General features: G+C 39.7%; 10 protein-coding genes. 3 read left to right on the plus strand and 7 right to left on the minus strand.

Translation table 11 applies throughout. From position 1 onward, the window contains the following. Positions 1–84: 84 nt before the first annotated feature. Positions 85–2,385 (minus strand): EAL domain-containing response regulator, encoded by a 2,301-nt coding sequence (locus FAX86_RS15325; protein ID WP_164503609.1) that lies wholly within the window; start codon positions 2,383–2,385, stop codon positions 85–87. 329 nt (positions 2,386–2,714) lie between these two features. Between FAX86_RS15325 and FAX86_RS15330 the strand changes: the two genes are divergently transcribed. Then, positions 2,715–4,985 (plus strand): PAS domain S-box protein, encoded by a 2,271-nt coding sequence (locus tag FAX86_RS15330; protein ID WP_164503610.1) that lies wholly within the window; start codon positions 2,715–2,717, stop codon positions 4,983–4,985. Positions 4,986–5,154: 169 nt separating this feature from the next. Continuing rightward, on the plus strand, positions 5,155–5,430 hold the full coding sequence (locus FAX86_RS15335) for a hypothetical protein (protein ID WP_144394342.1): 276 nt from the start codon (positions 5,155–5,157) through the stop codon (positions 5,428–5,430). A gap of 37 nt (positions 5,431–5,467) precedes the next feature. Here the strand turns inward: FAX86_RS15335 and prmB are convergent, their stop codons facing one another. From prmB to FAX86_RS15355, 4 genes are all read right to left on the minus strand, one after another. Beyond that, positions 5,468–6,388, minus strand: coding sequence for a 50S ribosomal protein L3 N(5)-glutamine methyltransferase (prmB, locus tag FAX86_RS15340; RefSeq protein ID WP_144394343.1), 921 nt, complete (start codon positions 6,386–6,388; stop codon positions 5,468–5,470). Next, complete coding sequence (locus FAX86_RS15345) at positions 6,388–7,161, minus strand: lysophospholipid acyltransferase family protein (RefSeq protein ID WP_144394344.1); 774 nt, start codon at positions 7,159–7,161, stop codon at positions 6,388–6,390. The genes prmB and FAX86_RS15345 overlap by 1 nt, the downstream gene beginning before the upstream one ends. Before the next feature lie 75 nt (positions 7,162–7,236). Then, positions 7,237–7,701, minus strand: a complete 465-nt coding sequence (gene sixA, locus FAX86_RS15350; protein ID WP_144394345.1) for a phosphohistidine phosphatase SixA — start codon at positions 7,699–7,701, stop codon at positions 7,237–7,239. Further along, complete coding sequence (locus tag FAX86_RS15355) at positions 7,701–8,699, minus strand: adenosine kinase (RefSeq protein WP_144394346.1); 999 nt, start codon at positions 8,697–8,699, stop codon at positions 7,701–7,703. The genes sixA and FAX86_RS15355 overlap by 1 nt, the downstream gene beginning before the upstream one ends. Positions 8,700–8,793: 94 nt before the next feature. On the opposite strand from FAX86_RS15355, the gene FAX86_RS15360 reads away from it, so the two are divergent. Continuing rightward, on the plus strand, positions 8,794–9,645 hold the full coding sequence (locus FAX86_RS15360) for a 6-pyruvoyl trahydropterin synthase family protein (RefSeq protein ID WP_144394347.1): 852 nt from the start codon (positions 8,794–8,796) through the stop codon (positions 9,643–9,645). A gap of 78 nt (positions 9,646–9,723) precedes the next feature. Here the strand turns inward: FAX86_RS15360 and xthA are convergent, their stop codons facing one another. Next, on the minus strand, positions 9,724–10,530 hold the full coding sequence (xthA, locus tag FAX86_RS15365) for an exodeoxyribonuclease III (protein ID WP_144394348.1): 807 nt from the start codon (positions 10,528–10,530) through the stop codon (positions 9,724–9,726). 138 nt (positions 10,531–10,668) lie between these two features. After that, on the minus strand, positions 10,669–12,492 hold the full coding sequence (locus tag FAX86_RS15370; RefSeq protein WP_144394349.1) for a M61 family metallopeptidase: 1,824 nt from the start codon (positions 12,490–12,492) through the stop codon (positions 10,669–10,671). Positions 12,493–12,613 lie beyond the last annotated feature (121 nt).

Genomic DNA, 12,613 nt, shown 5'->3' on the forward strand with positions numbered 1-12,613 from the left:
CATTAATGCTCTACTCACAAACTTATAAAATGATGAAAAACATAAAGTTGTCTGTGAGCCATTCAAATACATCTTTACAACGTTTTACCGAATACTTTCTTTCTCTTGCATAATTAATTTGAGTCTTTGTGTCATTTTCTCCATTGACTTGAGTTTTTCAATAATCGTCATTTCCTTGACCATCTCATCTACTTTTTCCACCAGATAACTTTCTTGCTCTTCACTTAAATCAAGAACATGGAATGAAGCATAAATAGTTTCCGCCAGCTTTTCTTTCATCGATCGTGTATCTCGAGCTAACTGCTCAATCGAATTTGAAAATGTCGTTGCTAAAGTCGAAATCTGCTCATCTATTTCCAATAATAGAAAGTCACTGAGTATGTCTTGCCATTTACTTTCCAGTACTTCAATGACGACAGCAACCATATCTCGTATACGACCGGATTTAATCTCATCATCAGGCAAGTTTTTAATAAGAATTGCACAATTTCGTCCATTACAAATAAGTCGCTGATTAAAATTAAACAGCCGGCCTTTATCCTCTAAAGCCGTAAAAAGCTGTGCGACTAATTCGGTTTCATTTTCCAATCCATAAACCTGACCACTCCGCGGCTCAAATAAGCGTATCGCACAAGTTAAACCGGCTTGACTAAAAAAATCTCGCAAATATTCGCAAATATCTTTGGCCGAAGACAAACTTAATAAGCTTTTCGCCATTTGAACAATTTGTCCGTATTCGGAAGCTTCCATCATAGCTTCAAATGCAACTGACTGAGACTGTTTTATTGCATCTTCATTTTGTAAATCTCTCTGAATATGTGAGATAGCCTGCTTGATCTTTAAAATAATTCCATAAGCTGACATTTGAGAAATGACAATCTCGTCAACACCTAGCTCAAACAAATCAATTAACTTATTAACTTCTTGATTTCGAATTAAGCTCACCGAAAAAAAGCCGGAAAGTATTTCTTTATTAAGATTTTTTTCATAGAAATCTCTAACATAAAAGAGAAGAACTTCTTCATCTTCATGAATACTTGGTAGATCTGAGACATCTTGATACCACAAAACTTTATTAAAATATTCGCTGATTGATTTAAATAATACGTTTACAGAGTGATCATTGGATTCAATAATATGCAAAGGAGGAAGCTCATTACCTGGTTTCTTTTCAAATCGCATGACTCCCATTTGATGAAAAACAGGCGTTAAATCTTGACCGGCGTATTCTAACAGTTCATTAAACTCTAAAGGTTTTGAGAAAAAGAATCCTTGAAGTAATGCATCTCCCAAATCCAATACCCTCTTAAGTTGCTCAGGATTTTCAATACCTTCAACAACGATTGAATAATCCAGTTCTTGCGACAATGCGATTATCGATTTAACAATGGCCAAGCTCGATTCTTTTTGATCAATTTGGCTAGTAAATGATCGATCCACTTTTATTTCGTTGAAAGGTAATTCTTGAATACTTCCTATGGTTGAGTAACCGGTGCCAAAATCATCAATCGAAAGTCCAAATCCCTTAAGTCGCAATTTAACCAATGCCGCTATCGCATCGCTCGTTGGAGAAATCGCACTGGATTCAGTTACTTCAAGAGTTACGCGCTTACTAGGAATTTTATAACGCTGAAAGAGCTCACTAACAAAATCGACAAATGAAAGATTTATATCTTCAGCAGATATATTAAATGACATATTGATTTCTAAACCAAAGGTTTGCAATTGCTGACAGTAGTTTGCGCTAGTTTCTAAAAACAACCGAGTAAACTTAGACATCAATTGATATTCTTCAATCTTGTGAATGAACTCAACGGGATTAACCACCCCTCGTTGTGGATGTTTCCAACGAGCTAAGCACTCTACCGATGTCATACTCATACTCAAACTACTGATTTGTGGTTGAAATACAGGAAAGAATTGCTTTTCGGACAATGCTCGTTGAATTTCACTTTTAGTAACCCATGTTCCAATAGGTTTTGAGTTCAAGCTTTTTGCTTCCTTATCGCTTTTCTTAGCCGAAATGATCGGATTAACCATCGATTTGAAAGTATCAAATGAAAAAGGTTTGGATAAGTAACCATCTATCGTTAAGCCATTCTTTTTTGCCAAAGAACAGCTGGATTCGATAACCGAGTTATCCAATCCAGAGACAAAGACAATATGACCTTTGTAGGTTCGCTCGACGAGCTTCTTGATGACTTCTAATCCATCCTCTCCGGGCATGTTGATGTCCAAAAAAATCAAGTCGAATTCTTTCGTTTTGTTTTTACTGTACTCAAACCAGGAGTCAAAATATTGACAATTAATCCCTATTTCCTTACAAAACTGGACGATTAAATCACCCACTAAGTCATTGTCATCGATAACAGCAGCAATACACATAACCATCTCTAAGCATTTTAAGTTTAACTCGCATTGTTATCTAAAAGCCAAGATTAAAGAACAATGAAATATCCGTCTCTCTAGTATAGTTAACACAAAATTAATCGCTCAGAACAAAGTGTCATTTCTCATAAAGAGATAATCACAAATACATTTAAACTCACTGTAATTAATCTATATTTAAAGATTATCGATTAACTTAGTTTGAAGTTTCTTAGATAACTCATCTCTAAATGTGATTTCAAAAGTATTTCGTGAATGTATAGAGGTTTTGGATGCAATGTGAATAAAAGTAAAGCTGCGAATACCAAAGTTAAATTGATATGGATATGAATTCGAACCAAATTACATTCCAAGAATCTCTCACAGTGCTAGAGACCAGTAATGTGATGATTTGTACTGTCGATCAGAACGGATATTTTGTTTACCTCAATCCATCTTGGACCGAAAATCTTGGGTGGTCTATCGAAGAACTCAAAAGAAAACCCTTCGCAAATTTTCTTCACCCTGATGATATCGAAATCTCAAAACAGGCCGCTCAAAGTGTTTTTTCTACGAAACAAGAGGTTAAGTTTTTTACCAATCGATATCGCACCAACTCGGGAAACTACCGCACATTTGAATGGTCAGCTCGGTTGTCAGACTCATTAAATTTAATTATTGCGACAGCTACAGATATTACAGACAAAGAGAAATTACGAAGAGACTCAAAGTTTTCATCACAAGTATTATCAGCCGCCGCGGATGTAGCACACTTAGGTTATTGGAAAGTTGATTTAACTAGTCAATCTGTCGAGTGGTCTGACGAAGTATATCGAATTCATGGCGTTACGCGGGATACTTATCGGCCAACTTTAGAGTCAGCCCTTAATTTTTATCATCCGGATGATTTTGAAAAAGTTAAAAGCTTAGTGACTCAAGCATTGAAAAGTCAAAAAGAATACTATTATCAAAAACGAATTGTACGCCCCGGAGGAGAAATTCGGCATGTTGTCGCGAAAGGTGTCATAGAGCGAAATGAAAACAATGTTCCAAAGAGTGTATTTGGAGTATTCCAAGATATCACCGAGATACAGCAAATTATCAGCGAGAAAGACCTACTTTCTAAAGTCGCGGAATACACAATTACTGGAATTGTCGTTACCGACTACCGAAAAAAAGTCCTGTGGGTAAATCAAGCTTTTGAAGCGATGACAGGCTATAACCTGGAAGAAGTTCATGGCAAATCACTTGGTCAATTCTTGCAGGGAGAAAAAACAAATAAAGAAACCATTACCGAAATTAAAGAGCGTTTAGCTCAAGAAAAGCACGTGAACGTTGAGATTCTCAATTACCACAAAAAAGGGTTTAGCTATTGGAATCACCTCTATATTGCACCGGTTATTCAAAATGGAAACGTTACCCACTTTATTGGTATTCAACACGACATAACAAAGCAAAAAGAACATCAGGATATTATCGCCAGAATGCAGCGGATGGATACCATTAGCGAGTTGGCAGCAGGAATTGCCCACGACTTTAACAATTTACTCGCGATTATTGAGGGTAACCGTGAGCTTATCGAAATGAAAGCTAAGCAATTAGAAGTGAATGAGCATTTATCAAAAATGAAATCAGCTATTAGTCGAGCAACGCAAACGACCCAAAAACTCTTAAAATCATCCAAAAAATCTTCGCTCGAAAAAACACACTTTAATGCCAATGTTCTTCTAAATGACCTTATGGATTTACTCAACGAAGCCATCCCCAATAACATTTCACTGACTTGGGAAATCGACTCCGAGTGTCTAATTAAAATAAGTCGCTCAGATCTCGAAGACTCCATTACAAATATCATTATTAATGCATGCAATGCAATAGAGCATCACGGAACAGTCACTATCAAATCCAGCATAACCCATGAAATGAATCATTCAATGGATGGAGAATTTATTTATATAAAGGCTTCTGACAGTCAACGATATTGCCGAATTTCGATCCGTGATGATGGTTGTGGTATTGATGAAAGCCATCTCGAAGAAATCTTTTTGCCATTTGTCTCTTTAAGCCCTAACAAAACAGGAACCGGACTCGGTCTCTCAATGGTTGCCGGATTTGCCGCCAGAGAAGGTCTTGGCATTTCAATTAACTCAAAGCCCGACATGGGAACCGAATTCAACCTGTGGTTGCCTATTTCGGAAGACCTACCACAAGAACCTCAAAAATTAACGGTCAGTCCGGTCATCAATTTATCTGAGATTCATGCTGTGCTTATTGACGATGAAATGATGTTGCTTGAAACCAGTCATCAATTGCTGGAGTCTATGGGCATAAATGTACGCAGTTTTCTTCAACCCTCCGAAGGACTCAGTTACATCGACAATAATTTGGATAAAATCGATATTATTCTTACCGACGAAATTATGCCAGGCGAAATTCAAGGACATAATATTTATCAAAAATACCATACACTAAAGCCAGTAATAATTATTAGCGGTTACGAAGGAAACCTACCAGAAAGTCTTGCTAATGTGACAGTCATTAAAAAGCCCTTCGATCGAATGCTATTGCAAGATTCTATTAACGAAGCTATTGGTGAATTCAACGAGAAATCCTTTTAAGCCTTGTTTTCCTCCTCCAAGGCACATTTCCAGTAGAGATATTCACAACCTAAGCTGATTAAGCTATAATCAATATTCGCTGTGTATGTCGAAAAATCACTCCTTTCGGAGCCTTTTTCGTGTTTTTGCAGTAATCTTTTTGTTAAACCCGTTGTTCAAGTAGTTTTTCATGCCGACACAAATCGTAAAAGTTCAGCCCGCACGTCTCGATGAGGGCTGTATGGAAATCACTCTACGCTTGCTCCCAAGCAAAATTGAGAAGTGGTTGGGAAAAAAAGAAAAGTTAGAAATCTACAAAGGACAAGATACCGACTGGTATCGCTACCCTTGTTATACACCTGCAGCGCCTAAATTAGCCAAATTCTTAAAATCGATTTATCGAGGGTGGGAATTCCGCCATATTCAATATCAGTTCAAACAAACACTGAAAAAAGCCGCCAGTTAACGGATTGCCGGCGACGGATAATCAAGTAATGACAAGGTTAAAAGCCCGCATCCACCAGCTGCTGCCTGGTTAACGCAAAAACGCCATCACCACCTCGTTCAAACTGAATCCACTCGAAAGCAAGCTGTGGATAGTTATCAGCCAAAGCTGGCCAACTATTTCCCACCTCGACAATCAAAACTCCCTGCTCCGAAAGGTATTGGCTTGCCTCTTGGATAATACGGTGGGTTAAATCAAGACCATCTTTACCGGAAGCCAGTCCCAGCTCAGGCTCTTTCAGAAACTCATCGGGTAAATCGGACATATCCTCAGCATCAACATAAGGCGGATTAGACACGATCAAATCGAAAGTTTGTTGTGGTATTTGAGAAAATCCATCGCTCTGTAGCAAACAAACTCGGTCGTCCACCTGATGATGCTGGACATTGATGGTTGCAACATCGAGTGCATCTTCCGACAAATCCGTTGCGGTCACAAAGACATTCGGAAAATAATGCGCGCAAGCGACAGCAATACAACCACTACCAGTGCATAAATCGAGAATGGTCGACGGCTCTTGCACCCAAGCTTCAAAGTGCTGCTCTATCAATTCAGCAATGGGCGATCGTGGAACTAACACGCGGTCATCAACATAAAATGGCAGCCCACAAAAATAGGCTTCGTGTGTGAGATAAGCCAATGGGGTACGTTGATTAATACGTAATTTCATTCGCTCCAAAATTAATTCTTTTTCACGAGTAGTAAGCCGCGCATGGTAAAGCGAATCTGGGCAATCAAATGGCAACCGTAACGATTGCAAGACCAGCGCGACAGCCTCATCCCATGGATTATCCGTGCCATGACCAAAATACACTTCAGACTCATCTAATCGACTGGTGCACCATCGCAACCAGTCCACTACTGTGAACAATTCTTTTTTTGCTTCTGAGCAAAGCGTATCATCCAGAAAATAACTCATTAAAACTGCCCCATCTCAGGCTTGAGCAAGTCAAGCATCTTTTCTCGAACCTTTTGCGATAACTGACTCCGCTTATCAAGCGTAAACTCTGAAGCATCGATTGGTTGGCCGATACGGAACTCAACCGTTTGATTACAGTTCATACGAAATCGGTTTTTTGGTAAAACACGGTGAATGTCTTTAATCACAACCGGAACAATCATCGCCTGAGTTTCAATGGCCAGATGCATACCCCCTTTTTTAAATGGCAATAACTCACCATCAACCGAGCGTGTTCCTTCCGGTGCAATCCAAATCATTATGCCATCTTGCATGCGTTCTCGCGCCAGCGCCAAATCCCTTTTTGCCTCATCTTTATTCGAGCGATTAATAAACACAAATTCGCTCATTTTCATTGCTCGTCCAAACAGTGGAATCCGAAACAGCTCTTTTTTAGCCAGCATTCTTAGAGTGCCCGGAATTGCCAGAAAGCTCACCGGAATATCGTAGATGCTCGAATGATTGCACATTATAATGTAACGCCGACCTTCGATCGGTTCAAAATGGCCTTTAATTTCAATGTTTAAATTAACGATTTCAACGAGTTTTGCCGACCATTGTCGAATAACACGATCCACTTTCGTTCTTGGCGACTTAGAAGTCAGTACCGTGTAGATTGCTTTCCCGCAGAAATAAAAAGTAACCAGCCAAGAAGCCAGAGAAATCAGTAAAGTGCGCAATAACCCTAGCTTTTGCTCGGTCGAAGGAGCCCTAGAGGAGATCGATTTGTTCAACAATATAGCACCTCACCAAACAGTAAACCGGCGATTTTACGAGTTTTCTAAGTGGATTTCTAGAAAGACAGTCGATTAAGCAGTTTTATCAGGTGAGTAAATCGCAGAAACCTGCCACCGCCCTTCGGTACCCGTAGAAGAGCACTGAACAATCTGCGCGGTTTGATAACCGCCTATTCGATCATCTGAGGTTAACACCTGAGTCAATCGAGCCACCAAAGGCATGTGACTCACCAAAACCAAAACATCAGCGTCGGAATGCTCAATAAACTGAGCTAAAATCTCAGGATCCGCGTCGGGCGTTAGCAGCTTTTCTTCAACTCTTTCTGATGGAACCATCGATAGTGACTCCAGCAATAAATCACAAGTCTGCTTAGCTCGGCGGTAAGGACTGTGCCAAACAACACAGTCACTTGCCAAATCCAACTTGCGACAAACCGATACAACTTCTTCTCTGCCGAGATCCGTTAGCTCCCGCTCAACGTCACTATTGGCATGCCATTCGGCCTCGCCATGACGCATAATATAAAGCGTTCTCATCAAAGTTCCTTTAAAAAGTTTTTGACCAACTGCAAGCCTTCGCTCGACAATCGAGGCCCAAACTCTTGTACCAGCCGTGCAGAGGCAAAGCTCGCCAACCGACCTGAGGTTTCATAATTGAAGCCGTGGGTAATTCCGTAGAGAAATGCTCCTGCAAACAAATCGCCCGCACCGTTCGTATCAACCGCTTTCACTTTGTGCGCGTCAATGTCAATTCGACGCTCACCGTCCCATAGAACAGCGCCTTTTGGGCCTCGCGTTATTGCAAATGTTTTTGCAACATCCTTTAAAGCATCGAATGCTCGTTCAATATCAGATGATTCTGTATAGGTAATGGCTTCTTCTTCATTACAAAACAAGATATCGACGCCAGTGCCCACCATATCTTTTAAACCATCATGGAAAAACTTAACCATACTCAGGTCAGAAAAAGACATCGCGACTTTCAAGCCCTTACTTTCAGCAATTTGTTTGGTTTTCATTGCTGCTTCGCGTGCCGCATCAGTACTGACCAAATATCCCTCAATGTACAACCACTCGGATTCATTTAAAGCTTGTTCATCCACTTGCTCAAAACCTAAGTCTCCGGTAATTCCCAGATGAGTATTCATCGTTCGGTCTGCATCGGGAGTCACCATAACGATGCAACGCCCTGTATGCCCAGCTTCTCGGGTTTGCTCAGTCAAATTAGAGTTCACACCCTCACGCTCCAAATCCTCGGCGTAGAATGTGCCCATTTCATCATTCGCTATTTTACAACTGTAGAAGGTCTTAGCGCCCAATTTTGCAGCACCGATTACCGAGTTCGCTGCCGAGCCGCCACAAGCACGATGATGATGAGTACCGGGTAATGCATCGAGCAGAAAATTTTGACGTTCTTCATCAACCAACGTCATGATGCCCTTCTCGATTTCCAATTGTTTTAAGTTTTCCTCGCTAACTTCAACTTCAATATCAACGAGTGCGTTACCGATCCCATAAATATGGTATTTCTTCATACTTGAGTGCCTTGTTTTATCGCAAATGTGTTAAAATTTATTCATTGTAACGAATAGACTGCATTAAACAGGCAGAGCTGAATAATTTCAAGACATGACGACATTATTTGTTGAACAACTTACAGTGATTGATTTTTCTTATTTTCACCCAACGCGCGGAATCGTTGGTGAAAGCTGGATTATGGATGTTGAACTCGAGGGCGATCTCGATGACAACGGTATGGTTTTTGACTTTACTCATGTCAAAAAACAAATTAAATCTCACGTTGATAAACTCATTGACCATAAATTCGTCGTGGCTAAAGATTACCCACTGTTAGATACTCGTTTAAAACATGACGAACTAGCGCTCGAACTAAAAACAGAAAGCGGAAAACTTTACCGCCATCTCTCGCCAGTTCAAGCCGTCGCTTTTGTTCCTGGTAATGAAATAACCATTGCAAACGCAACACCTTTCATCCATGACAGCCTTATGGCCATTCTTCCCAAAAACGTCACAGGATTAAACATCACTTTAAGGGAAGAAGTGATTGATGGTGCTTTTTATCATTACTCTCATGGCTTAAAGAAACATTTTGGAGATTGCCAAAGAATCGCTCATGGCCATCGATCACGCATCAACGTTTTTAGAAATGGTCAAAGAGACTCTCATTGCGAGCAAAGTATCGCAGAACGCTGGAAGGATATTTATTTAATTACAAAAGAAGATATTGCTGAAAAAACTGAACTTGGTGGACAACCCTACTATATTGTTCGTTATAGCGCTAATCAGGGATTATTTGAGCTAACTATTCCAGTGGAAGTTTGCGATATTTTATCAACCGACTCTACCGTAGAGTTAATTGCAGAGCATTTATGTCAATGCCTTAAAAAAGATTATCCAAACGATCGAATCAAAATTCGAGCTTTTGAAGGCGTTCAAAAAGGCGCTGTTTCAGAACACTAGCAAAGAATGCAATTAACAAAACTTAAACTCATTCAGTTGATGCCTTGTTAATTGCTCTATCTAAATAATACACCAATACTAAAGTTTGAACTCACTCCATATCGGACAGTGATCGGATGGTTTTTCCATACCGCGAATGTCATAGTCAATTCCTGCAGCGACACACTTGTCGTATAAATTTTTTGTCGCAATAATCAAGTCAATTCTTAGACCTCGTTTAGGATCATCTTCAAATCCTTTACTGCGGTAATCGAACCAGCTGTAACAATCATCCACTTCAGGATAGTATTTACGAAAAGTATCAAAATATCCTTTGTCCATTAATTCGTTTAACCACTCTCGCTCTTCCGGCAAAAAGCTGCATTTCCCAGTACGTAACCAACGCTTTTTGTTTTGCTCGCCAATACCGATATCAATATCTTGATGAGAAATATTAAAATCACCCATGATGATGAAGTTTTCATGAGGTTCTTTCTCGACCATTTCATTTAGGTCTCGGTAAAACCGTTCTTTTGCGGGAAACTTAGTTTCGTGAGCTCGGTTTTCACCCTGCGGGAAATAACCATTAAACACGCCTATCATTTTCCCATCAACGTCAAAAAATGTCGTTAATGCACGCCGCTGTGCATCCACTTCATCCGTTAAAAATCCTTTGACAACTTTAACCGGCTTCGTTTTCGAAAGTGTTGCAACACCGTAATGACCTTTTTGCCCATGAAACTCAACGTGATATCCAAGCTTTTCAACGTCTTCAACGGGAAATTGCTCATCAGCAACTTTTGTCTCTTGGAGCCCAATAACATCAGGCTGCAAACGATTAATGACTTCTTCAAGCTGATGTAACCTTGCGCGAATACTATTTATATTGAAAGAAACGATTTTCAATTGAAATCTCCAACAACTTTGTTTTTTTAGTTCTACTCTTTGTGTTTATCGAAATACCGACCGAACAACACAATAAATAACAATCAATACCGACCATCCCGTCATTTATTTAAACGACAATAGTTCCTTTGAACTCGGCTATAACCAGATAATCGATGGCTTTTCAACACTCTCCTTTTTTAGCGAACAGGTGTTTTTGTCGGCTGCTTTCAGTGTGATTTTTCTTTCCATTAATTCATCCCGTCTAAAGCTATGAACTGAAACTTCATCACCTGGATTATATTCAGAAAAGCGCGAATCTATGGAGCTAGCATCGACCTTAATTCCATCTATCGCAATCACAATATCACCGGCCGACAATCCTGCCAGATGCGCATTCGAGTCATGATATACGACCGATAATTCAGCTCCCATACTATGACTTTTAACTAACGCACCCAAATTAACTTTTGCCTCATCCTTATCCGTTGTTAAATTTTTATAATCTTGTACAGTGTGCCAGGTTAATTGAACACCCGCTTCTTTTAGTAAATTTTCAAGAGGTAAATCTTCCGTTGAGTAAACAGCTTGTTGAATAAACTCAGCTAATTCAAGTTTAAACTCACTCTTTAATAAACTTTCTAACTCTGTTTCTTCCAAACCTTTATGTACGCTACCATAAGATTGCCATAAGTACTGCATGACATTCTCCAGCGATTGTTTGTTGCCTGTCTGCTGACGAATTATTAAATCCAAACATAAAGCAATCAATTTCCCTTTTGTGTAATAACTGACAATGGCATTCGGTGCATTCTCGCCCTGCAAGTAAAAACGCGTCCAGGCATCAAAACTCGATTCAGCCACACTCTGAGTTAAACGCCCCGCCCCTCGATACACTCGCGTGATAACTTGAGCGATTAGCTTTAAATATTGTTCTTCATTAATAACGCCCGCTTCATAAGTGATTCGATCTTCGTAGTAAGACGTGATTCCTTCAAAAATCCACAATTGCTCTGTATATGTTTCTTGACTCAAATCATATGGCAAAAAACTGGCTGGCTTAATTTGCTTTACATTCCAGGTATGAAAATATTCGTGACTGCACAAGGTTAAAAAATTGATGTAATTATCAGATAATGATTTATCTTCCTGGCTCGGCAAATCTTTACGAGAGCAATGAAGCGCTGTTGAACTTCGATGCTCAAGTCCGCCGTATCCATTGCCTAAAACCGTTACTAAAAATACATATTTATCAACACAATTTGGCAGTTCGCCAAAAATTTGAATTTGTCTTTCACAAATAAGTTTTAGATCAGCGACGATTCTCTGTGTGTCTGCCTTGTGTTTTCCATAAATAGCCAGCTGGTGAGGAACTCCCAACACGTCAAACAACTCGATTGTTAAGTCAGCCATTTCAACGGGGTGATCAATTAGCTCTTGATAATCCTCAGCGAAGAAATCCCAAGTTGAAACATTAGAGTCTTTAATCGGCTTTTCATGTTGAGTTGCATCACCGCTAGGTGTCATTGATGTCGCAATCACCCAGTCATTAGCAAAATTTTCTTTAGGTTTGTGAATGGATAACTCACACTCACTTTCTTCCATCCCCTCTGGAAAAAGAAATAAACTGGTCCCATTGAAAAAAGCGTGTGTTTGATCTAAATGCGCACCACGCACAGATAAGTCCCAGGCATAAACTTGGTATTCGAGAATAACATCACGCGAAGTATTTTTTAGTTGCCAGGTGGAGCCACTGATCTTTTTGTAATCAATGGATTGATTAGCGGCATCATATGCTTTGAATTGAACAATATGACGCGCAAAATTACGAATCATATAGCTGCCAGGAATCCACTGCGGAAGAGAGAACACTTGCGATTCTCTTGCACTATCCAACTCCAGACGTACTCTGAATAGATGAGCAGCGGCATCTTCTATCCATACTTGATATTTCATTACGTCATTTTGATTATTTTGAGCCATTGCATTCCCAAACGATTATCGATTTTCCACAATTCTATAATATTCGATCGGGTGATTGCACGTTACGGCTCATATCCTTTCTTCAAGTAAAAAGAAATCATCAAACCAATTCCTTTTGATT

The organism is Pleionea sediminis (assembly GCF_007570825.1).
Lineage (GTDB): Bacteria > Pseudomonadota > Gammaproteobacteria > Enterobacterales > Kangiellaceae > Pleionea > Pleionea sediminis.

Coding starts and splice junctions, on each gene's coding strand:
- FAX86_RS15325 (WP_164503609.1), bottom strand. CDS start 2,385: ATGTGTATTGCTGCTGTTATCGATGACAATGACTTAGTGGGTGATTTA.
- FAX86_RS15330 (WP_164503610.1), top strand. CDS start 2,715: ATGAATTCGAACCAAATTACATTCCAAGAATCTCTCACAGTGCTAGAG.
- FAX86_RS15335 (WP_144394342.1), top strand. CDS start 5,155: ATGCCGACACAAATCGTAAAAGTTCAGCCCGCACGTCTCGATGAGGGC.
- prmB (WP_144394343.1), bottom strand. CDS start 6,388: ATGAGTTATTTTCTGGATGATACGCTTTGCTCAGAAGCAAAAAAAGAA.
- sixA (WP_144394345.1), bottom strand. CDS start 7,701: ATGAGAACGCTTTATATTATGCGTCATGGCGAGGCCGAATGGCATGCC.
- FAX86_RS15355 (WP_144394346.1), bottom strand. CDS start 8,699: ATGAAGAAATACCATATTTATGGGATCGGTAACGCACTCGTTGATATT.
- FAX86_RS15360 (WP_144394347.1), top strand. CDS start 8,794: ATGACGACATTATTTGTTGAACAACTTACAGTGATTGATTTTTCTTAT.
- FAX86_RS15370 (WP_144394349.1), bottom strand. CDS start 12,492: ATGGCTCAAAATAATCAAAATGACGTAATGAAATATCAAGTATGGATA.